Here is a 25,311-nt window from a genome sequence, read left to right as displayed (position 1 = left end):
GATCATGCGGATCGGGCAGGGTTCGCGCCGTTTACCGCCGGTTTCGTTGGAGAGGCTGCCCTCAGCATCCGAAGGAGGGCGTGTGGATCCTGAGCCGCGGGTCGCGTTCGTGCTCGGCGGCGGCGGCGTCCTCGGCGCGCACGAGGTCGGCATGCTGCGGGCGCTGCAGGAGCACGGCGTCCGACCCGACCTCGTCGTGGGGACGTCGATCGGCGCGCTGAACGGCGCGTTCGTCGCCGCCGAACCGGACACGGCGGTCGAGCGGCTCACCGGCCTGTGGGCGGACGACTCCGTCCGCGAGGTGTTCGGCGCCCGGGTCTGGGCGCGGCTGTGGACGCTCGCCCGCTCCGGCACCCACCTGCACTCGAACGAGCCGCTGCGCCGGATGCTCGGCGAACTGCTGCCCGTCCGGACGTTCGAGGAACTGGCCGTCCCGTTCCAGTGCGTCGCCGCCGGAATCGAGACGGCGATGGCGCACTGGTTCACCGGCGGGCCGCTCATCCCCGCGGTGCTGGCCTCGTCCGCCGCTCCGGGGCTGCTCCCGCCCGTCCGGATCGGCGACCGGCACTACTTCGACGGCGGGCTCGTGCACAGCATCCCCGTCGGCCGCGCCGTCATGCTCGGCGCCACCACCATCTACGTCCTGCACGTCGGGCGCATCGAGCGCGACCTGCCGCCGCCGAGCCGGCCGTGGGAGGTCGGCATGGTCGCGTTCGAGATCGCGCGGCGGCACCGGTTCTTCGAGGAGATGGCGAGCCTGCCGGACGGCCTGGACGTGCACGTCCTCCCCGCGGGCGGCGGACCGCAGAAGGCCGGAGTCGACCTCGCCCAGATGCGGTACAGGAACCTGTCGGGAATCCGCGCTCACATCGAGCGCGCCTACCAGGCATCCTTGGAGTACCTCAAAGAGCGAGCGTGAGATGCTGCCACCCCCCTTCGTCCGCCGCCTCGTCCTCACCCCGCTGCTGTTCGTCCTCACCCTGCTGATCATCGTGGTGTTCCCGGTCGCCTACCCGGTGGCGTTCGCCCTCGGGCGCGACCGCAGGCGCGTCGCCCGGCTGCTGTGGTTCGCGCTGGCGTGGGGGACGCGGGAGTCGGCCGCCGTCCTGGAATGCGGATGGCTGTGGTGCCGCCGCCGGACCCGCGACGACCGGCACTACGACATCATCCGCCGCTACGTCGCCGGCCTGTACTCGGTCGCGCAGCGGCGCCTCGGCCTCCGCGTGGAGATCGAGGGCGACGCCGAGACCGCGACGACGGGCGGCGACCGCCCGCTGATCGTCCTCAGCCGGCACGCGGGCCCCGGCGACGCGCTCCTCCTCGTCCACCATCTGCTCACCGACTACCGGCGGCGGCCCCGCGTGGTCATGAAGGCGCAGCTCCAGCTCGACCCCTGCATCGACATCGCGGCGAACCGCATGCCGAACGTGTTCGTCTCGCCCGGCGGCCGCGCCATCGGCGACATCGGCCGCCTCGCCGCCGGCCTCGGCCCCCGCGACGCCCTCGTCATCTTCCCCGAGGGCGGCAACTTCACCCCCGAACGGCGGCGGCGCGCGATCCGGCGGCTGACTCGGCTCCGCCGCGCCGACGAGGCCGAACGCGCGGCCCGGATGCGGAACCTGATGCCGCCGCGCCCCGGCGGGGTGCTGGCCGCCCTCGACTCCGCCCCGACCGCCGACGTCGTGTTCGTCGCGCACATCGGCCTCGACGACATGACCACCGTCGGCGACATCTGGCGGCGCGTCCCGCTCACCGGCGTCGTCCACGCCCACTGGTGGCGGATCCCCGCCGAGGACGTCCCCGCCGACCGCGACGCCCGCACCGACTGGCTGTACACGCAGTGGGAGCGCGCCGACGCCTGGATCAGCGCCAACCGGGCGCCCGCCCCGAAGTGACATCATGGAACACATGAGCGATGAGGGGACGGTGCGGGTCGATCTGTGGATCTGGTCCGTGCGCCTGCTGAAGACCCGCTCGATGGCGACCACCGCCTGCCGCGCGGGCCACGTCCGCGTCAACGACGAGCGCGCCAAGCCGTCGACCGCGGTGAAGCCCGGCGACGAGATCCGGCTCCGCCACGACGGGCGGGAGCGGATCGTCGTCGTCCAGAAGATCATCCGCAAGCGGGTCGGGGCGCCCGCCGCCGCGGAATGCCTCATCGACAAGAGCCCGCCCCCGCCGCCGCGCGAGGCGCTCATCCCGGTCGGCCGCCGCGAACGCGGAGCGGGCCGTCCCACCAAACGCGACCGGCGCGAGTTGGAACGCGTCCTGGACCGCTACCGCACCCTCAACGACCCGCCCGAGACCGACTGACCGCGCGGCCGGCCCCGAACCGGCCGTACGGCCCCGGATTCAGACGGTCTGCGGCGCGGAACGGCCGAGTGACGAGCCGTCCGCCGCGAGCGCCTCGGCGACGACGACCTGGGATCGCCGCAGGGTGGCGGCGGTCTCGAAGCCGGTCCGCCGCGCGGTCCCCGCCACCGCCAGCCGCGACGGGTCCGGCCCCGCCCGGAACCGCCACGCGACCACGTCGGTGGCGCCGTTCCAGCTCACGTGGACCCGCATCCGGTCGCCGCCCACCGGGGCCGCCGCCACGTCGGGACCCGCGGCCGGCCGCGCCGACCAGGGGGAGCGGTAGGCGCGGTACGAGCCGTCGCCGACACCGGTGATCTCCAGCACCGGTCTGCCGCCGGGGGAGAACTCCGTGATCGCGGACGTCGAGCCCCAGCCGACGAGGGCGTTCCCGCCCGGCAGCATCTGCATGTTCCCCATGTACTGCCCGTAGGTCCTGCCGTCGCCGAACTCGCGGACGAGCGTCACCCGGCGGGCCTTCTCGTCGACCTTCAGGACGATCCCCCGCGAAGGGCCGTCGCCCACCTCGGCGATGTGGTTGTCGAACAGCGAGATCGTCCCGTCCGGCTGCCGCCGCGCGTCGTGCTGCCAGGCGAACGCCGCGTCCTCCGGGACCGTGAAGTCGCTGCGGTCGCCGCCCATCCGCCACCGGACAGCGCCGCTGCGCCGGTCGAGCGAGTACAGCGCGCACGAGTTGCGCGCGGACAGCAGGAGGGTCTCCCCGTCGTCCTGGACGGAGTTGACGTGAATCGGGTCGAACGGCCCGCCCGCGCCGCCGTCGGCGTTCTCCGCCAGGGGCGTCAGCGTCTCGCCGATGTCCAGATGGTCGAGGGCGCTCCAGTCGAGCAGCACCTCGCCCGTCCTAACGTCGATCTCCTGGACCCGGTTGTCGAGAACACGGCCGTCGCGCGGACCGCCGATCGGGCGCATGTCGGCGGTCACCTCCGGGTAGGCGATGAGCAGCGCAGTGCCCCGCTCGGTGAGCAGGAACTCGTGCAGATCGCCCCGGACGCCGTTCCCGGCGTGCACCTCGGCGACCCGCCGGTAGTCCCGGCCGAGGACGACGCCGACCCCCGTCCCGTGCCCGCCGGGCCTGCGCTCGCCCTCCCAGTAGGTGAGCACCGGCTCACCCTCGTACGTCTGCACCCGCAGATCGGTGACCAGCCGGTCCGACCGGTTGATCCAGACCGGCTCGCCCCGGTCGTCCACGATCAGGGCGTCGGCGGCGTCCGTCCCCTGGAACGGCCCGAGGAACAGCAGGCCGGGCGCCGTCCGGCCGAGACGCCGCGCCTTCAGCCCCGGCGGCCGCGCACCCGGCAGCGTGACGTAGCCGCCGGCGTCCGTCCCGGACTCCGCGGCGCTGCGACCGCGGGCCCCGGCGCCGCTGAGGAGGGCGGCCCCTCCGGCCAGCCCGGTGACCAAAAAACCGCGACGTGTAACGCTCATGCGGCCTTTGTACCCGGTAAATAATAAGTGCGCCGTATGGGGCGTTCGCCGGCAGCCGCGCTGGCAGCGCCCACCGTGAACCTCGGCGACGCCCTCGCCGAGGTGTGCCTTACCGCGTCAGCGAAGAATTCCGGCCGCTCTGGCGGCGACGAGCCAGGACGGAAACTCCTCCATCAAAGAGTCGTAGAGATCGCTGTCGGCAATGGCGCGCGGGTCCGTCCCGGCTGGGAAGAATGACGCGTTGTCGACCGCGCGCTTGCCCGGCACGGGAAGGTCGTCGAGCTTGCGCAGGAACTTGAACTCGTCGTCCCCGAAACCGATGAACTGCCAGAAGACGGGAAGCGTGGAGGCGTCGCACAGGACCTTCTGCGCTTGGCTCCGCGAGTCCGGAGATCCGTCGGTCTGGAAGATGACGAACGCCGGCGCGTTCGTCCCGGCGGCCCGGTAGTGATCGACGACCGCCTGCATGGCGGCCGCGTAATTGGTCGTGCCCATATGCCCGAGCCGCTCATGTTCCTCGTTGATCCGGCCCTGATAGCGGTCCAGGCCGACCTCCACCGGTGGGTACGCGTCCTTGTCGAAGAACACCACGGGGACCACGCCGTCGTCGTCGAGATGCGCCGCGAGCGCCAGCGCCTGCTCGGCCAGGTGCTGGACGGTGCCGTCCTTGTAGTAGCGCCGCATCGACCCGGACCGGTCGAGCACGAGATAAACGGCCGCGCGCTCACCGTGAATCCCGCGCTTGTCGAGGTTGACCTTGGCGGCCTTGTAGAGATCGACCAGGCCGGGCGCGGTGGACTGGACCTTGTCCAGGCTGATGGGCATAGAGCGACGCTCCTGTGCGCGGTAGTCGTCCGAACGGACCCACAGCATGCACCCGGACCGCCGGGTCACGACCCCGAATGACCCAGGACGGCCATATCCGGCGGCTCAGCCCGATGCGGACGCGGCCTTGCTCAGGTCCACGACACAGAAGACGTTGCCGTCCGGGTCGGCGAGGACGACGAAGTCCGGATCCGGCGGATACAGGTCCCAGGCGGCTCTGCTCGCTCCCAGGGCGATGAGGCGCTCGACCTCCGCCTCCTGCTCGGCCGCCGTGTCCACCAGCAGGTCGAGATGGATGCGGGGATGTGCCTCGACGGGCGACTCACTGCGCATCAGGCCCAGTGCGCGACCCGACCCGTCCGCGTGGTCCAGCGTCTTCCAGGTCGGACTCTCCCCGTCCGGGGCGACGACCAGATCGAGCGCGGCCGTCCAGAACGCCACCGCCCGCGGGACGTCCTCAACACCGATCACTGGAAATCCAAGCCTGAGCATGCCTCCATCCTAGATATCGCCCGGCGGCGCCGATCAGGCCGCTCGGCGGGGGTGTGAGGGGTTTTCGGTGGTGGATCCGTGGTGGCCACGGATCCGGGTCCGTGGTCGCGGGGGCGACGCTTCTCGGCAGTGGCACCACCGCCGAGGAGGACCCGATGACCACCACCACGCTGACGGCCGGGACGGCGCGGGACTCGGCGCGGCCGCGGCTGATGAGCCGGGCGTTCGCACTGGTGCTCGTGGCCGGTGTGGGCTCGTCCACCAGTTTCTACCTGCTGTTCTCCGCGCTGCCGCGGTACGCGGACGCGACCGGGGCCGGCGGGGTGGGGGCCGGGCTGACCACGGGCGTGATGATGCTGGCGACCGTGGCAGCCGAACTGGTGGTCGCGCGGCTGGTGACCCGGTTCGGGTACCGGACGGTGTTCGGAACCGGGCTGGCGCTGCTGGGGATTCCGGCGCTGGCGCTGGTGGCCTCGGGGTCCATGGCCGTGATCCTGGTGGCCTGCCTGGTGCGGGGCGCCGGGTTCGCGGTGGCGGTGGTGCTGGGCGGGGCGCTGGTGGCCTCGATCGTCCCGGCGGAGCGGCGCGGTGAGGGGCTGGGCGTCTACGGGATCGCCTGCGGAGTACCGGCCATGGTCGCTCTGCCGGCGGGCCTGTGGCTGGGCGACCTGGCCGGGTACGAGCCGGTGTTCGCGCTGGCCGGCGTGTCCGCGCTGGCGGGCCTGGCGGCGGTGAAGGACCTGCCGGGACGGCGGCCCGTGTCCGAGGAGCCGCTCGGGATCGTCGTCGCAGCCCGCCGGCGTGGACTGCTCGTCCCCGCGCTGGTGTTCGCCGCCACGACCGTGGCGACCGGGATCACCGCCACCTTCCTGCCGCTGGCGGGCGGCGGAATCTCGGCGTGGGCGCTGCTGGCGCACAGCCTCGCGGCCACGTCCACCCGCTGGTGGGCCGGGCGCAACGGAGACCGCTACGGGGCCGCCCGGCAGCTGGTGCCCGGGCTGGTGATCGCGGCGAGCGGCATCGCCCTCCTGGTCTTGGTGTCCAGCCCCGCCACTGTCGTGGCCGGGATGGTGGTGTTCGGCGTCGGGTTCGGCCTCACCGGCAACGCCAGCATGGCCGTGATGCTCGACCGCGTCCCCGCCTCGTCGTACGGAACTGTCAGCGCCCTGTGGAACATCGCCTACGACGTCGGGATCGGAGTCGGCGCCACCGGCTTCGGGTTCGTCGTCGTCCACACGGGATACCCGGCCGCCTTCGGGCTGACGGCCGCGCTCATGCTGCTGCCCCTCCTCGCTGGGACGGGCACCCGCACCCGGCGGACCCGTACCGCCTGACCCGCTCGTCCACCACCTCCACGAAAGATCACCTGAGAAAGGGAACGACCATGAAGAAGATCACCGACTCCGAGTCCACGACCCCGGACGGCGTCATCGAGAAGCCCGGCGAGCCGGGCGGGCACCGCACGGCGACCTCGGCGGACGGGACGTCCATCGCCTACGACCGCACCGGCGCGGGGCCCGCGGTCGTCCTCGTCCAGGGCGCGTTCTCGACGCGGAACGACCCGATCATGACCGGTATCGCGGAGGCGCTGGCCTCCCGGTACACCGTCTACAACTACGACAGGCGCGGCCGCGGCGACAGCGGCGACACCGCGCCGTACGCCGTCCGGCGGGAGATCGAGGACCTGACCGCCGTGATCGAGGCGGCCGGCGGGGAGGCGATGGTGTTCGGCGGGTCCTCCGGCGGCGCGCTGGCCCTGGAGGCGGTGGCCGCGGGCGCCCGGATCACCAAGCTGGCCGTCTTCGAACCTCCGTACGTGACCGCGCCCGGCCACTCGCTGCCTTCCGCCGGGGAACTCGGCGCGCTCGTTGAGCGGGGACTGCGCGGCGACGCGGTCGAGTTGTTCCTCACCAAGGGCGCCGAGATGCCGCCCGAGGCGGTGGCGGGCATGAAGGCCCAGCCGTTCTGGGCGCAGATCGAGGCCGTCGCGCACACCCTCGCCTACGAGGCCGCGGTCGTGGGCGCGGGGCCGGTCCCGGAGCGGCTGTCCACGGTCTCCGTCCCGACGCTGGTGCTGGCGGGCTCGGCGAGTTCCGGCCGGATGCGGGACGCGGCGCAGGCGGTGACCGAGCGGGTCCCGGACGCCCGCCTGGAATGGCTGGAAGGGCAGGCGCACGGCCAGGTCGACCCCGCGTCGATGGGAACGGCGGTGGAGAAGTTCTTCTCCGGCTGACGTCCCCCTGCGAACAGCGCATCTCGTGGCCGAGGTGCGCTATTCGCGTTTCGTCAGCCTTGCCAGTTCGGCGCGGCCCTCGTCCGCCCGGTCCGGCAGGAGCAGCAGGGTGGACGCTAGTTCGAAGCGGGCGCCGAGGCGTTCCCACGCCTCGGCGGCGGCGGCCAGTTCGCCGGCGTCGCCGTGCAGGCGTCCCCGGGCGCGGGCCAGGCACGCGGCACCCCACGCGTTCTCGGCGGCCGCGGCTTCGGCGGCGCCGACCCGTGCCGCCGCGTCCGGAAGGCCCGCCAGGACGGCGAGCTCGGCGCCGGCAGGATGGGCGTAACCGGCGTAAAGCGGGTTCGTCGCGTCCGAGAAGAGCCCGCCGACCAGCTCCGCGGCGGCGTCGAGGCGACCGGTGTGGACGGCGACGAGCGCATCGACGAAACCGGCCAGCGCCGAGAAGTCGAACACCTGCCCGGTCGCCTCGCCGGGCGTGCGGGCCCGCCACTCCAGGTACCGCCCGCGATCACCGCGCAGGCCGTGGACGAGCGCGGGACCGACCGCGACCGGCAGCATCATCCCGCTGTCCGGCCGGCCCGCCCGCAGCCAGCTCTCCCACGCCTCGCCGGCGTACCGCAGCGCCTCGTCGAACTCGCCGCTCAGCGCCAGCGGCAGGATGATGGTGTTCGACGACAGGTAGTACTGGTCTTCTAGCAGGTCGTCCGCCAGCGCCCGCCGCGCGACGGCGAGCGCGCCGGGCAGGTCACCCGCCGCGATCGCGCAGTTCACCGCCACGTGCACGATGTCGACGATCTCGACCGCGCAGCCCGGGTCGTCGCGGGACAGGGCGTCCAGCAGGTCCAGCCGTTCGCGGCCGATCCGGTGCGCCTCCCGCACGCGGCCCGCGCGCAGCGCGGCGCTGACCATGGCGTCCAGCCCGGTGCTGACCAGCACCGGATCGCCCGCCGCGTGCGCCGCAGCCACGGCCTGCTCCGCCAGACCGGGATCGGCGCTGTACGGCTCGGGTGAGGCCACCCAGGCCCGGGCGGCGGCGAGCCATGCCGCGACCACCGGATCATCCGGATCACCCGCCGCCTCAGCGCGCTCCATCAGCCCGCGCAGCTCCTCGTGCGGGACGACGTACCAGCCGGGATTGCGCGCCGTGGTGACGACCGCCGTGGCCAGGAGGACCGCCTCGGCGCCGCCGTCCCCGGCGTCGCGGGCCCGCCCGGCGGCCGAGCACAGCAGCTCGAAATGCCGGTGGCCGCCGGTCGGCAGGACATGCGTGCAGTCGGCCGCGCTCTTGAGGTCCCTCGACGCCTCCGCCGGGGACACCGCCCGCTCGGCCGCCTCCAGGAAATGGCCGTACGCCTCGCGCGTGAACCTCCGCGTGTAGGCCAGCCGCCCCAGCGACCGTGCCAGCCCGTGCGCCACCTCCCCGGCGTCTGCGGGCGCGGCGGCCAGCGCGGCGCGCAGATCGTCCGCGACGGCGTCGAACTCCTGCCGGACGCCCCCGTCGGTCGGCTCGGCGGCCAGCTCGGCGGCGAGCCCGGAGGCCCACGCAAGGTGCGAAGCCCGCACGACTTCCTCCTCGCCGCCGGCCGCGAGTTGTTCCGCGGCGAAGGCCCGGACCGTCTCCAGGAGCCGCCACCGGGCCTGCCCCGCCTTGACGACCAGGTTCTTCTCGACGAGCCGTCCCAGCACGTCGGCCGCCGCGCCCGCCGCCGTCCCCGGGGTCGCGGCGAGGACCGCGTCCAGGTCGAAGCCGCCCGCGAACACCGCCAGCCGGCGGAACAGGACGCGCTCCTCCTCATCGAGGAGGTCGTGGCTCCAGGTCAGTACGGCGCGCAGCGAGCGGTGCCGTTCGTCCGCTCCCCGGCCGCCCGTCAGAAGGCGCAGGCGGTCGGACAGGACCGCCACCACACCGGACGCCCCCAACGCCGCGCAGCGCGCCGCCGCCAGCTCGATCGCCAGCGGCATGCCGTCCAGGCGGGCGCAGATCTCCGTCACCGCCTCGGGCTCGGCGCCGAACCCGGGGTCGGCGGCCAGCGCGCGGTCGGTGAACAGCGCCTCGGCGTGCGAGGACAGCGGAAGCGGCCCCACCCGCACGATCCGCTCACCGGGGACGCCGAGCCGCTCCCGGCTGGTGGCCAGGATCCGGGTGCCGGGGCAGGCCGCCAGGATTCGGTCCGCGAACGCCGCCGCCGCGTCCAGCAGGTGCTCGCAGTTGTCCAGCACCATCAGCGTCCTTTGGCGCCCCAGCCGTTCGGCGATCACCGTGTGCAACTCGGTCTGCGGACGCTCGGCGACGTCCAGCGCGGCCGCCACGGCCCGCTCGACGTGGCCGTCCCGCACGGGCACCAGATCGACGAACACGCCGCCGTGCCGGGACGCGGCCGCCGCGACCGCCGCCAGTCGCGACTTGCCGACCCCGCCGGGGCCGAGGAGCGTCACCAGCCGCGCCCGGCCGGCGGCGGACTCGATCTCCGCCAGCTCCGCGCCACGTCCGACGAACGAGGTGCGCGCGGCGGGCACCCCGGCCACCGTCCCGGCCTCCCCGTCATGGTCGCCCTGCTGCTCGGACGCGAGGATCGCCAGCTCACGCCGATTGGTCACCCCGTACTTGCGCAGCAGGGACGAGACGTGGCTCTCGACCGTCCGCACCGAGATGTGCAGCCGGCTCGCGATCTGCGTATTCGTCAGATGGCGGCCGACGGCGGCCAGCACCTCGGCCTCACGCTCGGAAACCTCGACGGGCGGCATCCCCCAATGATTCCGCACCCCGCGCGGAGCCCGAGACGGGTCCACAGGACTCTGGAGCAGCATCGCCTCGCGAGCCCCGTCCTTTGGTTCTTTCTAGAGTTGCCGTATGACCGTGAGCTGGACGGCAGAGGCCGCAGAATTGCCGGGTGCGGTGCGGTACACAATGGTCACCGGAAGTGAACCTACAGACCGGTGGCATGTCTCGGTGGCCATGCCGCCACCCGGTCTGCGGGCCGCCGCGGGGCCGGGTCCTTTCCCGGTGCTGTATCTGCTGGACGGCTTCCTGACTTTCGTGATTGCGGCGCAGATCGCACAAACGACGCTGTCCTTCTCGCTCGGACAACTGCGCCCCGTCGTCATCGTCGGCATCTCACCCGCCACCGACGACCTCAAGCGGTTGTCCGCCCAGCGTGCGCGAGATCTGACTCCGACCACAGCGGTCGCCAGGCCCCTGCATGGCAAGGACGTGTACGGAACCGGGGGCGGCGACACGATGCTCGACCTCATCCGCCACGTGATCGCACCGTACGTGGAATCGGCCCACCCCCTGGACCCCGGCGACCGCGGGCTCGGGGGATTCTCCCTGGGCGGGCTGCTCACCTGCTGGGCCCTGACACGCCGCCCGGAGGGGTTCCGCCGGTTCCTGGCGGTGAGCCCGTCGCTCTGGTGGGACGACCACCTGCTGCTGGATCGGCGGCGAGCGCCCGTCGCCGGCCGCGACGCCTGCGACGTCTACCTCGCCGTGGGCGACCGGGAGGACAGCCCGGACCGGAGCTGGCCGGTCATGTCCGCCGAACTGCGCGAGGCCGTCGCCGGCATCGACATGGTGGCCGACCTCGCCGGCTTCACCGGCCGGCTGCGCCACGCGAAGAATGTCGACGTCCACAGCGAAGTCATCCACGACGAGCAGCACGCCACGGTGTGGCCGGCCGCTGTGACCCGCGGCCTGGTGCACCTTTACGGCACCCGACGCACGAAACCCTGACCCTGGCCCATTCGAGGCCGACTACGAGAGTCGCCACGACCACGCTCCAGGTATTAATGGCAACGGAATGTATCCAAAGATGGTGTGGCTGCTCGGCAGAGCCGATGTCCGTGAAGTTGAGCAGATTTTTCTTTGGCCCACTTCTCGCGGCCGATTGACCATGAAAGGCAATACCATTCGGCAGGCGGGTGCAAGCCTCCTTCTTTAGACAGCGTCAGGCACCGCCGACGTGTCACGCTCCCGAGCACGACATGACTCTGACCTTGGATTATGTGCCATCTCCCTAAGGGTGGAGCTGTAGGGGCGGTGGTCCGCACCGATGGCCGGAGGCGGCGATTCCGGCAGACGAATCTGTTAATGTCCTCGCCATCGTTTTCCGGGGGGAAGAAATTTAGTCGGGCATCATTGGAGGTTTTGTCGTGTTCGGAAGTACCCGGGGCCGCGTCGCCGCGTTGTCCACCGCGGGGGCGGTGGTCGTGGCGGGGGCCGTGACCTACGGAATGACGCGTCCCGCGGAAACATCGTCCTCACCCGCCTCGAACATGACGCCCGTCAAGGGCGAAGTTCGCACCATCGCACTGCACGGGCAGGAAAAGGCTCCCTGGGCGAAAGGACGTCCGGCCGCGGGGATTCCCGGTACCGGGACCGAGTCGTTCAGCATGCTCGGCATCACCTGGGACGCGGTGCGCACCGACCTGAAGGGCGCGGTGGCGATCAGGACCCGCTCCGCCGGCACCGGCGCCTGGTCGCCGTGGCAGAAGCTGGAGACGGACGGCGGCGACACCCCCGACTCCCGTTCGCCGGAGAGTTCCGGATCGCGCGGCGGCACCACGCCGCTCTGGGTCGGGCCATCCGACGGCGTCGAAGTGCGGGTCCTGGGCCGCGCCGGCCGTGAGCTCCCCGACGGGCTGCGGGTCGACCTGGTCGACCCGGGAAGCAAGGGGCACGGCCGTCCCTCGCACGCCGGCCCGAAGAAGACCCACAGCAAGGGCCCGCACGGCCCGAAGGGCACCGAGACGCCCACCGCGACGCCCGGCGACCCGCAGCCCACCGGCTCCGAGACGCCCACCGCCTCGCCGAGCCCCACGTCCAGCCCCTCCGCCCCGAGCGAGACGCCCACTCCCACGCCGACCGCCTCCGAGCCCACCGCGTCCGCGTCGCCGGCCCCGGAGAGCCCCACGCCGAGCCGGACGCCCACCCCGGCCCCGACCGCCTCGGAGCCCACCGCCTCGGCCACCCCCACGGCGTCGCAGTCCCCGAGCCCGACGACGTCCCCGAGCGCGCCCGCGACCCCGTCGCCCAGCCCGACCGAGACCACCGCGGACCCGGCTCCGCGTCCGGCGATCACCTCCCGCGCCCACTGGGGTGCGGACGAGTCGCTGGTGAAGGACGCGCCCGACTACGACCAGTCCGTCAAGGCCGTGTTCGTCCACCACACCGACACCGGCAACGCCTACACCTGCGACCAGTCACCGCAGGTGATCCGGTCGATCTTCACCTACCACGTCACCAGCCTCGGCTGGAACGACATCGGGTACAACTTCCTGGTCGACAAGTGCGGCACCCTGTTCGAGGGACGGGCCGGCGGGGTCGAGCGGCCCGTGCACGGCGCCCACACCTACGGGTTCAACACCGACACCACCGGCGTGGCCGTGCTCGGCACTCACATCAGCGCGGCTCCCGCCCAAGCGGTCCTGGACACCGTCGCCAAGGTCTCGGCATGGAAGCTCGGCATCGTCGGCCAGAACCCGGCCGGCAAGGTCACCCTGACCTCCCGTGCCCCGGACGGCGCCGGCAAGTACCCCTACGGCAGCCAGGTCACCCTCAACGCGATCTCCGGACACCGCGACGGCTTCGCCACCGAATGCCCCGGCGAGGCCCTGTACGCCAAATTGCCCACGATCCGCACCGCGGCATCCGGCCTGTAACAAGGTCTCACCCCGCCCGCCATGCCCGGTCGTCTCGTCTGCCCAAGCAGCGCGAGGCGACCGGGCGGCGCCATGCCCCGGCGCGCCGGGGCGATCTGCGGGCCCGCGACAGGCGGTACCGCTAGATCTCTCCGGGATGCGGTAACCGCCCCTGCCGGCGACCGCATCTGAAGGGGAGCGTTCACGGCCGGGCGGTGACTCCCTCCAGGATCGAGCGGACGGGCGTGGCCGTGCGCTGGAGGAGGCTCTCCAGTTCCGGTCCGGTTGTGGAGAACTCTCCGCGGCGGGTGGCGCGGAACATGCCGAGCAGCATGCTCGCCCGATCCGCGGGTAGGCCGCGGCCGATCATCGTGGCGGTCCACTCGTCGTCGTCGGCGACGACACGGCGGACGGTGCGTCCGGTGAGGTCGGTGACGATGGCGGCGACGTCGGTGAGGTCGAGCGCGTCCGGCGCGGTCAGCGGCGGGGTCGGACCGTCGAACCGCCCCGCGTCGGCGAGGATGATCGCCGCCGCTTCGGCGAGGTCGGCGTGCGCCGTCCAGGACACGGGCCCATCGGCCGGCGCGACGAGTTCGCCGGTTTCGAGCGCCCCGCCGAGCAGGTGGCGGACGGTGTCGGCGTAGAAGCCGTTCCGCAGCGCCGTGAACGGTGTGCCCGTCTTCGACAGGTAGCGCTCGGTGGCGGCATGGTCGGGCATGGGCGCGAAGGCCGAATCCTCGGCGGCGCCCTGGTGGCTGGTGTAGAGGATGCGCTCGGCGCCGGCGTCGCGCGCGGCGTCGATCGCCGCGGTGTGCTGGGCGATCGCGGCCTCGTCCGTCTGGTCCGTCGAGACGATGAGCACCTGCGTCGCGTCGTCGAACGCGCCGGCGAGGGAGCCGGGGTCGGTGAAGTCGCCGCGCCGGACGCGCACCCCCCGTGCGGCCAGGTCGTCGGCGCGGCCGGTGTCGCGGACGCTCACGCCGACCCGGTCCGCCGGGACCCGGTCGAGCAGCCGGTCGACGATCTGGGAGCCGAGCCGGCCCGTACCGCCGGTAACGATGATCATGATTGACCCTCCTCTGCTAACAATGGAACGCATAAGATGCTATCAGTGTTAGCAACATGGATAACCGGTCTGCGTTATCATTGGAAACATGGCAGAGGCTCGACCGGACGGCGCCGGCAGACTCAAGACGCGAGCGAGCATCGTGGAGTGCGCGGCGCGGCTCCTGCGTGAGCGCGGCGCGAGCGCGGTCACCACCCGTGCGGTGGCGCAGGCGGCGGGCATGCAGGCGCCGACCATCTACCGGTTCTTCGAAGACAAGGACGCGCTGCTCGACGCCGTCGCCGAGCACGTCCTCGCCACCTACGTCGACGGAAAGGCCCTCGCCGAGGACCACGGCGACCCGATCGCGGACCTTCGGGCGGGGTGGGACGCCCATATCGGCTTCGGCCTCGCCAACGCGGCCCTCTTCGGGCTCCTCACCGACCCCGCCCGCGGGGCGCGTTCACCGGCGGCGGCCACCGGCGTGGAGGTGCTGCGCGCCAAGGTCCGCCGCGTCGCGGCGATCGGCCGGCTCCGCGTCCCGGAGGAACGCGCCGTCGAACTCATCCACGCCGCCGGCACCGGCGCCGTCCTCACGCTGCTCTCCACCCCGCCCGAGCACCGGGACCTCGGCCTCGCGGACGCGATGTACGAGGCGGTCATGCGATCGATCCTCACCGATGCGCCGGCGCTCCCCGCGGACGACGCGGCCGCGGCCGCCATCGCGTTCCGGGCCGTCGCACCGAAGCTGACGATCCTCACCGACGCCGAGCGCGCCCTGCTGGCCGAATGGCTGGACCGAACCGGCCGCACCCCCGCCGCCCCCGGCTGAGACCGCGATCAGGTGCCGTCCGACGGCGTCCGCGTCAGTCGGGGACGCCCGCTTTGCGCGCGAGGACGAGCCGGCCGCGCGGGCTGCCGTCCTCGCGTCGGCCCAGGGCCGTCAAGGGGGTTGTCGTCACGGTGAATCCGGCCGACGTCAGGTCGTCGCGGAGAGCGTGGAGCGGGCAGGTGCGGTAGTACATGACGAACGGGGGACGCCACACGGCGTTCCGGACCCGCATGGCCAGGTCGAATCCGAGCAGCGCCCAGTACAAGGCCGACGTCGGCGGTGGTGGCGCGCCGACCGGGAAGGCGAAGAGCCCGCCGGGCCGCAGCGCGCGGTGCACCCCGGCGAAGAGCGCGGGCCGTTCGGCGGGCAGCAGGTGCCCGAGCGCTCCGAAGCTGACCGCGAGGTCGAAGGCCTCGGTGAAGGGCAGGGCCCGGACGTCGGCCCGTACCCATTCGGCGTCCGGATGCGCTTCGCGCGCCTGCGCGAGCATGCCGGTGCTGAAGTCGACGCCCGTGACCCGTCCCTGGCACAAAGGCTGGAGGACCCGCATGCCCGCGCCGGTGCCGCAGCACACGTCCAGCCCCCGGCCGAACGGCCCGAGCGGACGCAGCGCCTCGGCGGTCGCGTCAAGGACGCCGTCGGGGGTGCGGAAGGGCGTGTGGTCGAACTTGGGCGCGAGCAGGTCGTAGCCGCGCTCGACCGAGGACAGCGACTGGACCGCCAGCTCACGCAGGGACGGGCCTTGAGACGAAAACACGGGCCAAGGGTACTTCTCGCCGTCACGCGGGCCTGTCGGCTCCGGGACCGTGACGCTCGGCTGCCGTGGCGCGTCAGGCGGCAGGGGGTGCTCGGCCACGGCACCGCCTGCCGCCCGGTCACTGAGCGGACCAGCGATCAGCGACGGCGCAGCGCCGCGTCGAGCAGGGCGGGCGGCGTGTCGAACTTCTCGTGTGCGGCGAGGTCGACACCGGGAGCAACGATCCCGTCGATGGCGTCGAGCACGTCGGCGGAGAGCACGGTGTCCGCGGCGGCGAGCTGGGAGTGCAGGTGGTCCATGGTCCGGGGGCCGATGATCGCGCTGGTCACGGCCGGGTGCGCGGTCACGAAACCGAGTGCGAGCTGGATCAGCGTCAGACCGGCCTGGTCGGCGACCTTGGCCAGCTGCTCGACGGCGTCGAGCCGGGCCCGGTTGGAGGCGATGGCGGTGTCGAAGCGCTGCGGCATGATCGCCGAGCGGCTGGTGGCGATCTCCTTGCCCTCGCGGATCGCGCCCGACAGCCAGCCGGAGGCCAGCGGGCTCCACACCAGCACGCCGAGTCCGTACTGCTCGGTCACGGGCAGGACGTGGCCCTCGATCCCGCGCTGAAGGATCGAATAGCTGGGCTGTTCGGTGACGTAACGGCTCAGGTGGTTCTCCCTGGCGGCCCACTCGGCCTGCACGATGCGGTACGCGGGGAACGTCGAGGAGCCGAAGTACCGGATCTTCCCCGCGCGCTGCAGGTCGGTCAGCGCCGACAGCGTCTCCTCGTCGCTCGTGCTCGGGTCCCAGCGGTGGATCTGGTAGAGATCGACATGGTCGACGCCCAGGCGGCGCAGGCTGTCGTCCAGCGCGGTGACCAGCCAGCGGCGCGAACTGCCCTGGTGGTTGCGCTCGTCGCCCATGGGCATGTTCGCCTTCGTGGCCAGGACGATGTCGTCGCGGCGGCCGGCGATGGCCTTGCCGACCATCTCCTCCGACTCGCCCTGGCCGTACATGTCGGCGGTGTCGATGAGGTTGACGCCCCCGTCGAGCGCGGCATCGACCATGGCGTTCACCTCGTCCTGGGTGGTGCGTCCCAGAGCGCCGAAGTTCATCGCGCCGAGCACAAGGGTGCTGACCTGCACACCGGTGCGGCCCAAGGTGCGGTACTGCATGGCTGTTCCTCCTTGAGAGCGGACGCGAGCGCACGATGCGCGGAGTGGCTCCGGCTCGCCCGTTCTGGCATCCTGGATAAACGGAACCTGGTTCCGTAGAGCAACATACGGAACATGGTTCCGTTTGCCAAATGGAGTCACGGAGGTAGCGGCGCAGTGGTCGACACCGACAGCGGATCAGGGCCGCCGGCCCCCCGGAAGCGGGCCGACGCCCGGCGCAACGAGCAGGCGCTGCTGGACGCCGCCGCCGCCGCTTTCGTCGCCTCCGGAGTCGACGCCCCCGTGCGCGACGTCGCGGCCAGGGCGGGCGTCGGCGTCGGCACGATCTACCGCCACTTCCCGACGCGCGCCGACCTCATCGTCGCCGTCTACCGGCACCAGGTCGAGGCATGCGCTGAGGCCGGTCCGTCACTGCTGGCCGGCAGCCGTACACCGCACGCCGCTCTGGCGCGGTGGATCAACCTCTTCGTCGACTTCCTGGTCACCAAGCACGGCCTCGCCGAGGCGCTGCAGTACGACAACGCCGCCTTCGAGAGCCTGCACGCCCATTTCCTCGACCGCCTCGTCCCCGTGTGCGCCGAACTGCTCGACGCCGCCGCCAAGGCGGGCGAGATCCGCCCTGACGCCGATGCGTACGAACTGATGCGCGGCGTCGGCAATCTCTGCATCGGCGCGGAGAGCGACCCCCGCTACGACGCGCGCCGCATGGTCGAACTCCTCATCACAGGACTGCGGGCTCAGCCGTCGCGTCCGGCACCGCGATCGGGCGCGGACATGTCCCCGGTCCCGGGTGTGCCGCCGGCGAGCCCGTAGCGCAGGTACACGGTGCCCTTCGGGCTGGCCACCGGCGGTTCGAGGAGTGTGATGTTCGTGGGCACCGCGCCACCGTCGAACACCTTCTTCCCGACCCCGAGCACGATCGGATGCACCCACAGGTCGAGACGGTCGAAGAGCTTCTCGCGCAGGAGGGTCTGCACCAGGTTCAGGCTCCCGACGACCTTCACGTGCTCGTGCCGGTCACGGATCTCGCGCACCGCGCTCGCCAGATCCGGGCCGAGCTGCGTGGACCCGGCCCACGACAGGTCGGGCCTGCCGCGGGAGGCCACGTACTTCGGGACGCTGTTGAACAGCGCGGCGATCTCGTTGTCCTGGCCGCCCTCCTGGTGCGGCCAGAAGGCGGCGAAGATGTCATACGTCCGCCGGCCGAGCAGGAGGGCGTCCGTGCCCTCGTACGCGGCCCCGACCTGCGCCCCTGCGACGTCGTCCAGCAGCGGCGCCTGCCAGCCGCCGAACGGGAACCCCACCGGGTCCTCGTCGGGGCCGCCGGGCGCCTGCCCGACCAGGTCGAGGGTTGCGAACAGCTCTATGTGGATGAGGCCCATGCCCCGCCTCCCGATCATTTGGTCGTCTCGGTCACTGGATAGACCTGTGGGCGCCGGCGGACTCATCGCCGCAACGGCACCCGTCCGCGTTCCGCCGCGCCGAGTGCGGGCTTACCCGCGATTCGACGAAGCAAGTGGCGGGACGACGATCACGCCGGGGGATGGGCGTCGAGCCAGGCTGCGGCTCGGCGGGCCGACGCGCGCGCGGGTTGTCGCCGGTTCCCGGATAGACGGTGACATGGGGCATGGCCAGGGCAAGCTCGTGCACGTCCTCGACCCGAGCGGGCCGACTCTCGTCGTCGGACATGGCCACAGCGTAGGCCGCCCGGCATCTCGAGCACGTACTGCGAGCGTGCGCGCGAAGCTTCCTACTCAGCGTGCTTTCGGCGCACGATCTCGTTGATCCAGATGGGCGCGAACGGAGACGTGCAGCCCGGGGAAGTCGGGTAGTCCTTGAGCACTTCCAGGCGCTCACCGATGTCGATCGCACGGGCGCGGTGCTCGGCGTGGTCGATCCCGATCTGAGCCAAGCAGTTGTTCATCGCCCATTGCAGCCGATCCGGGGCGTCTTTCATCTCCGCCTCGATGGTGTCGAGCAGTCCCGGGAGGTCGAGGCCTTCGGGCTTCTTCGCCACGCGTTCGGCGGTCAGCGCCCAGCCGGCACTCGCGACCACGGGATCCGGATCGGCGGTCCAGGCCAGGCGCAGCTCTTCCGAGTGCGGGTTCTTCTTCACCACGTAGTTCACGAGCCAGTCGTGCACCTTGGGTGTGCGCGCCTGGCGCAACATGACGTCCAACTCGTCACGCTCGAACGCCTTCGGGCGGCAGATCAGGAGCGCCAGCAGCCTCGCCGCGGTGTCACCGGTCTCCCAGAGCCGGCACGCGAGTTCCTGCTGCGTCTTCAGCCGCTTCGCGACGGCGCGCAGCTTGCTGAGGTTGACACCGTGATCGTCACCGTGCCTCTCGTTCACCTCGCGGATCTTCGGGTCTTCGAGCCCGGCCAACTCGGCCATCACGTCGGCCACCGTCGTCTCGGTCAGCGTCGTCTCGGCCACCTCGGCCTCCTGTCCGTCACGGGCGAGATTCAGCTTACGACGGACGTCGGCCTCCCGTCGTGCACACCGATTCGGTGGGTGGCCACCGCCTTACCGTGTACGGGTAGGGTGCGTCGGGAGGACGATCCATGACCCCACGAACCGACGCCGACGAGTTGACCGAGCAGCCCCGTGTTCCGCTGAGCCGGAGGCGGGTGCTGCGTGCGGCGGTGCGGCTGGCCGACCGTGACGGGCTCGACTCGCTCACCATGCGCCGGCTCGCGCAGGAGGTCGGGGTCGAGGCCATGTCGCTGTACCACCACGTCGCCAACAAGGAGGCGGTCTTCGACGGCGTCGTCGAGGTGGTCCTGGAGGAGATCACGGCGGCGGTGGACGAGGTCGAGGCCCCGCCCCCGGCAGAGGACTGGCAGGCGACACTGCGCGCGCGGATCCTCGCCGCCCGGAAGGTCTTGCTTCGCCACCCCTGGGCCCCGCAGGTACTCGAAACCCGCTCCACAACGAGCCCGCTCGTCATCGCTTATTACGATGACGTCGTCGCCATTCTCCGGGCGGGCGGGTTCTCCTTCGATCTGGCCCACCGTGCGCTGCACGTCCTGGGCAGCCGTGCCCTCGGCTTCACCCAGGAGTTGTTCCAGCCCGGCGGCGCCCAGGCCGCGGACGCCGAGGCCGCCGCGATGATGGAGCAGATGGCCGACCGGTTCCCGAACATCGTGGGAATGCTCGCGGACGCCGTCCACGACGATCCGGACGGCACCCTGGGGTTTTGCGACGACCAGTTCGAATTCGAGTTCGCGCTCGATCTGATTCTCGAAGGCCTGGAAAGACGCCGCGCCGCCAATCCGTGACCCTTCCCGGATGCGCCTGAGCACGCCGCACGTCCCGTCACTCCGGGTTACCGGCTGACCTCGGCTCCGTAGCAACCCTTGACTCCCTTACGGCGTACGATTACCTTACGTCGTATGACAGCCTTACGGCGTACGACAGGGAGTCGGCCGCCGGCGGCGCACCCGGTGAACACCCGCCGAAGGGAAGCGGCCATGAAAGCCTGGAGCTGGGACCGTTACGGTCCGCCCGACGTAATGACCCTCAAGGACGTCGGCGAACCCGGCATCGCCCGGGACGAAGTGCTCGTGAGGGTGCGGGCGGCGTCGGTCAACCCCTACGACTGGCGGCACGTGCGGGCCGACCCGAAGCTGGTACGGCTCAGCAACGGGCTGCGCCGTCCGAAACCAGGCCTGATCCTCGGCGCCGACCTGGCCGGCGTGGTCGAGCGGGTGGGCGACGAGGTGACCGGGCTGCATCCCGGCGACGAAGTCTTCGGGGAGGTCCGGCTGGGCTCGTTCGCCGAGACCGTCGCCGTCCCGCACGACAGGCTCGCCGTCAAACCCGCCCGCGTCACCTTCCAACAGGCGGCGGCGGTGTCGATGGCCGCTCACACCGCGCTGCAGGGCCTGCGGGACGCAGGGAGGATCTCCGCCGGGCAGCGCATCCTGGTCAACGGTGCCTCCGGCGGCATCGGCACGTTCGCCGTCCAACTCGCCAAGACGTTCGGAGCCGAGGTCACCGGCGTGTGCAGCACCCGCAACGTCGAACTGGTCGGCTCCCTGGGCGCGGACGACGTCGTGGACTACACCCGCGAAGACTTCACCGAACGAAACGGGCGATACGACCTGCTCATGGACATCGTGGGCGACCGGTCACTGACGGAGCTGCGACGCCCCCTGACCTCCCGCGGCACGCTCGTGATCGTGGGCGGCATCGCCTCGGCCCGCGGCAGCCTGCTCGGCCCGGCGGCGCAGATGCTCCGAGGAGCCCTGGTCTCCCCCTTCGTCAGCCAGCGCATCGCCGCCGTCAGTTGGAAGCCCAACTCCACGGACCTCCGGTTCCTGGCCGAGCTCATGGAGAAGGAACAGATCGCCCCCGTCATCGACCGCACCTACCCGTTCGCCGAGATCCCCGAGGCGCTGCGCTACATCGAGCACGGCCACGCCCGAGGCAAGGTCGCCATCACCTATTGACCGTTCGCCGGACCGGCGCCGCCTGCACCTGAAGGGAGGTGCTCTTCTGCCCCCGCCGTGGGATCGTTGGGGCCGCGAATGTGCCGTCGGGCTCGGGCTTTCGACGGCGGTCTGGACGGTGCGGGGATGAGCGGATTCTTCGAGGCCGACCGGATCGCGAAGAAGTACGGCCTCAACCTCGAGCGTTTTGCCTTCACCCGGCTCCTGATGGGCGTCGGGCTGCTGATGATCTGGCCCTTCTTCTTCGGCATGCTCGCGGAGGAAGTCTCAGCCACTGGCCGCGCCGCGAAAGGTGAGGGGGTCCCGGGCACGTTCACCGCGCACTGGGAGGAGTGCCAACTAGGCGGATGTTCCTGGTACGGCACGTTCTCGACCGGCAGCCTCTTTCAGTTGACCGTCGAAGGAGTTGAGTTGACGGGCGACGGCGGCCATTCCCTTCACAGAGGGGACAAGGTTCCCGCCCTAGACGTCGGTTCGGGGAGCTTCGTCCACATGCAGGGCGGGTCGCCGCATTGGGAGCGGTCGTTCGGGCCCGCGGTCTACGCCGCTCTATTCGGAGGGCTCGGCGTGGGGTTGAGCGCCATGGTTCTGTGGAGCGTGTACTGGACACGGGCTTCTCCTGCGTCGCGCAGGCGGCAGGCGAGGGAACGCGGGCGCTTCGCGCTGCGCGACCTCGCCGACCGAGATCGGTGGGGCTGGTCAGCGCGGCCCGGTTCCTCCACGGTCAGGGTGAAGATGGCCAGGTCCAAGGGGCGGACCCTGTTCGGGGCGGTCGGCCTGCTCTCGCTGGTGGCGTTGCTGCTGCTGTTCGCTCAGATCTGGGTCATGTTCAACAAGGAGGCCACCCGTGCCGAATTGGTCGCGGCCTCGTGGTCGCCGCTCTTCGCGGTCGTCCTCGTGGGCGTCGCGGTCCAGACGCTCAGGCTGGTGCTGGTACGGCCCCGGATGTGGGTGACCGTCGATGAGATCGTCGTCTGGGACGGGCTGCTCTTGTGGAAGGTGCTGCGGATTCCGCGCACCGCAATCGCGGCGATCCACTACGGCGACGAGGCGCGGCGGTGCGAGGTTGAGGAGGACGTGGCCCAGTTGACGCCGTTCCGGGAGGAACTCAACCTCGTCCTGCGAATGCGGGACGGCATTTCTCTTCCCGCGCGTCGGCTCCGGTGGGGGAACTGGTTCTGGGTCATGTTGACTCTGAAGGATCTGGATCCGCAGACGTGCATGCCTCAGCGGGGGCGTCTGGTCCGCCGGTTGTGCCTTCGGGTGAAGGAGCCGCGCAGGGTGGCCATTGAACTCGACCGCTGGCTGGCCGAGGGCGAGACAGTCCCGGCGCCGGAGTTCGCGCCGGTCGATCACGCCCATTACGGCACGGTCCTCACCCACCGCGGCGTCGGCGCTACCCGCGTCAAGATCAAGGGACCGCTTTCCCAGCCGGTGCTGGCCGAGTTCGGGAACCAGGGCCCCGGGACGCTGCAGGCCTGGCTTCGACGCACCGAGTTCGGCCGGGGGACCCCGGTCGTGGTGTGCGGCCCCGGAGCCCCGCCCGCCACGACCGTCCTGGACGACCGGCTGATATCGGACAAGGCCCTCACGAAGAGGTTCCTGTACGTCGAGACCGAGGGTCGGTGGACCGTCACGATCGGCGGACCCGAACGCGCACGCGGGTTCACCGGCTCGACCACCGGCAGCGGGACCGAAGTGCTCAACTACCAGGGGCCGGCCGGAATCGCCGTCGTGACATGCCCGGGTGGACAACCCCACCAGGTCCACCTGCACGGGCCGAACCTCACCGCGCTCCACGGCTGCGATCCAGTCGTGTCCACCTCCGTGCTCAGCCCGCTGCCGGGGGGCGAGTCCCCGCCGAGCCGGACCACGTTCGCCGTTCCGGCGCAGGCGGTACTCCAGGTGAGAGCCGCCGGGGCGGACTGGCGGATCGACGTGACGCCCCTGGAACAGGCCGACGTGGACGCCCTTGCCCCGGCCGGAGAGCAGGACGCCATCACCGTGCCGCCCGCCGGCCGCGTCCAACCGTTCGAGCACTCCGCAGCGGGTGACCGAACCGCAGTCGTGCGCTACCTGGGCCCGCCGGGACCTGCGCTGTTCCGCAGCGGAGACGCCTTCGGCCTCCTGCACCTCGACGCAACCCTGACCCCCCTTCGGACGCTCGCGCTCCCGGACGGCGACACGGAAATCCACCTCCGCTCCCGCACACTCCTCCAGGTCACCGGAGGCCACGGCTCCTGGTCACTGGCAGAGACCCACTCGACTGGGTAGACGCCAGCCCGTAGTCGTGTGTGACGGCCTCGCCTTCCTCACCTGGGCAGCTCGCCCGATCAGAGGCGGGTCCACCGTTGGTTGGCGGCACCGTTGCACGTCCAGATCTGCACGTAGACACCATTGGCAGTGGAGTTGTTGGGTACGTCCAGGCATTTGTTCGCGCCGACGGCGGTGATGCTCCCGTCGGAGTTGACGCGCCACTTCTGGTTGTCCTGGCCGTTGCAGTCCCAGATGATCACGCTGGTTCCGTCGGCGGTGCCGTTGTTGTTCACGTCCAGGCACTTGTTTCCGTAGACCCGCAGTTCACCGGCCGCCGTGGACGTCCACTGCTGGTTGCTCTGGCCGTGGCAGTCCCAGATCTCCACTCGCGTTCCGTTGGCCTGGGAAGCTCCGGTGACGTCGAGGCATCTTCCCGACCCCACGCCCTGGAACTGGTACACGGGATTGGGTGTCCCGCCGCTGACCCGGAACACGACGGTGCCATGAGGGGGCACGCTCGCCGAGATGGCCCCGGTGGTCGAGGTGACGGCGTTCGTCCAGGCCTCACGGAGGCTGAAAGAGCCGCCGGACAGACCGATCGCCGAGGCGGTGGTACTGATCGTCGTCGTGCTGCCTCCCTGGTTGAACAGCGCGACGGCGATGTCGCCGTTGCTCAGCCGTTTGGCCAGGACCCGGCGGGTGCCGTCGTTGCTGATCTGGGTCGCCTGGAGGCCGAGCGCGTCCTGGTTGATGGCGATCAGATTCTGGTTCTTCATGATCGCGGCGGTCGCGGCGTCCATGTTCCTCACGTCGTTCCCCGCGATCAGCGGCGCGGCCATGATGGCCCACAGGGCGAAGTGGCTGCGCATCTCGGTGTCGGTCATGCCTCCCCGGCCGACCACCATCATGTCGGGGTCGTTGAACTGCCCCGGCCTGGCGTAGCCAGACAGGGGCACGTTGACATTGACGATGTTCTGGATTCCCATCGGGTAGCCGTTGGTCTGACCGGAGTCCCAGACGTTGGTGATGTCCTCGGTCGTGCGCCAGATGTTGGCGACGTCACCCCAGTTCCGCTGCGGGCCGGTCTTCTCATGGATGCTGTTGGGGTTGATGCTGTAGAGGATCGGCCGTCCGGTGGCAGCGAGGGCGTCGCGCATCTTCGCGAAGGTGCGTACCTGGTCGTCGATGGTCCCGGTGGGGGAGCACCAGTCGTACTTGAGATAGTCGACGCCCCAGGCGGCGAACTGCCGGGCGTCCTGGAACTCGTGGTCGAGACTGCCGGTGGCACCCGGATAGGAGCCGAAGTACTGGGCGCAGGTGCGGTCCAGGGGCGCTTGGTAGAGACCGAACTTCAGACCCCTGGCGTGCAGGTAGTCGCCGAGCGCCTTCATGCCGCTCGGGAATCTCGATGGATTGGCCCGCAGGTTGCCGGCCGAGTCGCGGTTGGGATCGAACCAGCAGTCGTCGACCACGACGTACTGATATCCGAGGTCGCGCATGCCGGAGCTGACGAGCGCGTCGGCGGTCTGCCGGATCAGTGTCTCGCTGATGTTGCAGCCGAACGTGTTCCAGGTGTTCCACCCCATCGGCGGAGTGCGGCCCACGCCGTTGTCGAGCGCTTGAGCCTGGGTGGCCGGACTGAGCGCCACGGCCAGGGCCGCCATGGTCAGCAGCGCGCGGATTCGTTTCCTGCTCATAGAGATCGCTCCGCAGTGATTCGAAGGCTGGGCCGGGGACGCGGGCGGTTTGCGGACGAGGGCGCGCACGGGTTCGCCGGACGCGGCCAGGATGCCGACGAGTTCGGAGCCGATGTTGCCGGTGGAG

22 protein-coding genes are annotated in these 25,311 nt (G+C 71.2%); 12 read left to right on the top strand and 10 right to left on the bottom strand.

Features of this window, described 5'->3' with window-relative positions; genetic code table 11:
* Positions 1-82: 82 nt before the first annotated feature.
* Genes AB0C35_RS37605 through AB0C35_RS37595 form a run of 3 tightly spaced genes read left to right on the top strand, consistent with a single transcriptional unit; the run spans position 83 to position 2,313 of the window.
* Positions 83-919 (top strand): patatin-like phospholipase family protein, encoded by an 837-nt coding sequence (locus AB0C35_RS37605; protein ID WP_358466773.1) that lies wholly within the window; start codon positions 83-85, stop codon positions 917-919.
* Between the two features lies 1 nt (position 920).
* On the top strand, positions 921-1,895 hold the full coding sequence (locus AB0C35_RS37600) for a 1-acyl-sn-glycerol-3-phosphate acyltransferase (protein ID WP_358466771.1): 975 nt from the start codon (positions 921-923) through the stop codon (positions 1,893-1,895).
* Positions 1,896-1,908: 13 nt separating this feature from the next.
* The gene (locus AB0C35_RS37595; RefSeq protein ID WP_358466767.1) at positions 1,909-2,313 is read left to right on the top strand and encodes an RNA-binding S4 domain-containing protein; all 405 of its coding nucleotides are present in this window, start codon (positions 1,909-1,911) and stop codon (positions 2,311-2,313) included.
* A 39-nt stretch (positions 2,314-2,352) separates the two neighbouring features.
* On the opposite strand, the gene AB0C35_RS37590 is transcribed toward AB0C35_RS37595, so the two are convergent.
* The 3 genes from AB0C35_RS37590 to AB0C35_RS37580 form a co-directional block, all read right to left on the bottom strand.
* Positions 2,353-3,798: an arylsulfotransferase family protein gene (locus AB0C35_RS37590; RefSeq protein ID WP_358466765.1), complete on the bottom strand. Its 1,446-nt coding sequence runs from the start codon at positions 3,796-3,798 to the stop codon at positions 2,353-2,355.
* Positions 3,799-3,915: 117 nt separating this feature from the next.
* Positions 3,916-4,623 carry a VWA domain-containing protein gene (locus tag AB0C35_RS37585; protein ID WP_358466763.1) on the bottom strand — a complete coding sequence of 236 codons (708 nt, stop codon included), beginning with the start codon at positions 4,621-4,623 and terminating at the stop codon, positions 3,916-3,918.
* Positions 4,624-4,728: 105 nt separating this feature from the next.
* Entirely contained in the window at positions 4,729-5,115 is a 387-nt protein-coding gene (locus AB0C35_RS37580) for a VOC family protein (RefSeq protein ID WP_358466761.1), read from the bottom strand.
* Positions 5,116-5,168: 53 nt separating this feature from the next.
* Here AB0C35_RS37580 and AB0C35_RS37575 point away from each other — a divergent pair, with 53 nt between their 5' ends.
* Positions 5,169-6,449, top strand: a complete 1,281-nt coding sequence (locus AB0C35_RS37575) for an MFS transporter (protein ID WP_358466759.1) — start codon at positions 5,169-5,171, stop codon at positions 6,447-6,449.
* 50 nt (positions 6,450-6,499) lie between these two features.
* A complete protein-coding gene (locus AB0C35_RS37570; protein ID WP_358466757.1) occupies positions 6,500-7,348 on the top strand; it encodes an alpha/beta hydrolase in 849 nt (282 codons plus the stop codon).
* Positions 7,349-7,387: 39 nt separating this feature from the next.
* On the opposite strand, the gene AB0C35_RS37565 is transcribed toward AB0C35_RS37570, so the two are convergent.
* Positions 7,388-10,093: a LuxR C-terminal-related transcriptional regulator gene (locus tag AB0C35_RS37565; protein WP_358466755.1), complete on the bottom strand. Its 2,706-nt coding sequence runs from the start codon at positions 10,091-10,093 to the stop codon at positions 7,388-7,390.
* A gap of 106 nt (positions 10,094-10,199) precedes the next feature.
* Between AB0C35_RS37565 and AB0C35_RS37560 the strand changes: the two genes are divergently transcribed.
* Both AB0C35_RS37560 and AB0C35_RS37555 read left to right on the top strand, forming a co-directional pair.
* Positions 10,200-11,078 carry an alpha/beta hydrolase-fold protein gene (locus tag AB0C35_RS37560; protein WP_358466753.1) on the top strand — a complete coding sequence of 293 codons (879 nt, stop codon included), beginning with the start codon at positions 10,200-10,202 and terminating at the stop codon, positions 11,076-11,078.
* A 419-nt stretch (positions 11,079-11,497) separates the two neighbouring features.
* Positions 11,498-13,006, top strand: a complete 1,509-nt coding sequence (locus AB0C35_RS37555; protein ID WP_358466751.1) for an N-acetylmuramoyl-L-alanine amidase — start codon at positions 11,498-11,500, stop codon at positions 13,004-13,006.
* Between the two features lie 181 nt (positions 13,007-13,187).
* Here AB0C35_RS37555 and AB0C35_RS37550 read toward each other — a convergent pair whose 3' ends face one another.
* A complete protein-coding gene (locus tag AB0C35_RS37550) occupies positions 13,188-14,051 on the bottom strand; it encodes an NmrA family NAD(P)-binding protein (RefSeq protein WP_358466749.1) in 864 nt (287 codons plus the stop codon).
* An 88-nt stretch (positions 14,052-14,139) separates the two neighbouring features.
* On the opposite strand from AB0C35_RS37550, the gene AB0C35_RS37545 reads away from it, so the two are divergent.
* On the top strand, positions 14,140-14,862 hold the full coding sequence (locus AB0C35_RS37545; RefSeq protein ID WP_358466747.1) for a helix-turn-helix domain-containing protein: 723 nt from the start codon (positions 14,140-14,142) through the stop codon (positions 14,860-14,862).
* Positions 14,863-14,896: 34 nt separating this feature from the next.
* Here AB0C35_RS37545 and AB0C35_RS37540 read toward each other — a convergent pair whose 3' ends face one another.
* Positions 14,897-15,619, bottom strand: a complete 723-nt coding sequence (locus AB0C35_RS37540; protein ID WP_358466745.1) for a methyltransferase domain-containing protein — start codon at positions 15,617-15,619, stop codon at positions 14,897-14,899.
* 137 nt (positions 15,620-15,756) lie between these two features.
* Complete coding sequence (locus AB0C35_RS37535; protein WP_358466743.1) at positions 15,757-16,776, bottom strand: aldo/keto reductase; 1,020 nt, start codon at positions 16,774-16,776, stop codon at positions 15,757-15,759.
* 114 nt (positions 16,777-16,890) lie between these two features.
* On the opposite strand from AB0C35_RS37535, the gene AB0C35_RS37530 reads away from it, so the two are divergent.
* The gene (locus AB0C35_RS37530; protein ID WP_358466741.1) at positions 16,891-17,589 is read left to right on the top strand and encodes a TetR/AcrR family transcriptional regulator; all 699 of its coding nucleotides are present in this window, start codon (positions 16,891-16,893) and stop codon (positions 17,587-17,589) included.
* On the opposite strand, the gene AB0C35_RS37525 is transcribed toward AB0C35_RS37530, so the two are convergent.
* Entirely contained in the window at positions 17,514-18,158 is a 645-nt protein-coding gene (locus tag AB0C35_RS37525) for a dihydrofolate reductase family protein (protein ID WP_358466739.1), read from the bottom strand. The two genes, AB0C35_RS37530 and AB0C35_RS37525, sit on opposite strands and share 76 nt — an antisense overlap.
* A 368-nt stretch (positions 18,159-18,526) precedes the next feature.
* The gene (locus AB0C35_RS37520; RefSeq protein WP_358466912.1) at positions 18,527-19,171 is read right to left on the bottom strand and encodes a DNA alkylation repair protein; all 645 of its coding nucleotides are present in this window, start codon (positions 19,169-19,171) and stop codon (positions 18,527-18,529) included.
* Positions 19,172-19,341: 170 nt separating this feature from the next.
* Between AB0C35_RS37520 and AB0C35_RS37515 the strand changes: the two genes are divergently transcribed.
* The 3 genes from AB0C35_RS37515 to AB0C35_RS37505 all read left to right on the top strand — a co-directional run bounded on the left by AB0C35_RS37515 (position 19,342) and on the right by AB0C35_RS37505 (position 23,505).
* A complete protein-coding gene (locus AB0C35_RS37515) occupies positions 19,342-20,058 on the top strand; it encodes a TetR/AcrR family transcriptional regulator (protein WP_358466737.1) in 717 nt (238 codons plus the stop codon).
* Between the two features lie 192 nt (positions 20,059-20,250).
* Positions 20,251-21,231 (top strand): NAD(P)-dependent alcohol dehydrogenase, encoded by a 981-nt coding sequence (locus AB0C35_RS37510; protein WP_358466735.1) that lies wholly within the window; start codon positions 20,251-20,253, stop codon positions 21,229-21,231.
* Between the two features lie 126 nt (positions 21,232-21,357).
* Positions 21,358-23,505 carry a hypothetical protein gene (locus tag AB0C35_RS37505; RefSeq protein WP_358466733.1) on the top strand — a complete coding sequence of 716 codons (2,148 nt, stop codon included), beginning with the start codon at positions 21,358-21,360 and terminating at the stop codon, positions 23,503-23,505.
* A 59-nt stretch (positions 23,506-23,564) separates the two neighbouring features.
* Here the strand turns inward: AB0C35_RS37505 and AB0C35_RS37500 are convergent.
* Positions 23,565-25,311, bottom strand: a 1,747-nt coding sequence (locus AB0C35_RS37500) for a ricin-type beta-trefoil lectin domain protein (protein WP_358466731.1), incomplete at its 5' end; no start/stop codon positions are given.

The sequence above is a fragment of the Spirillospora sp. NPDC048819 genome, assembly GCF_040650055.1.
GTDB lineage: Bacteria > Actinomycetota > Actinomycetes > Streptosporangiales > Streptosporangiaceae > Spirillospora.
This window is presented reverse-complemented; position numbering and strand designations above follow the sequence as displayed.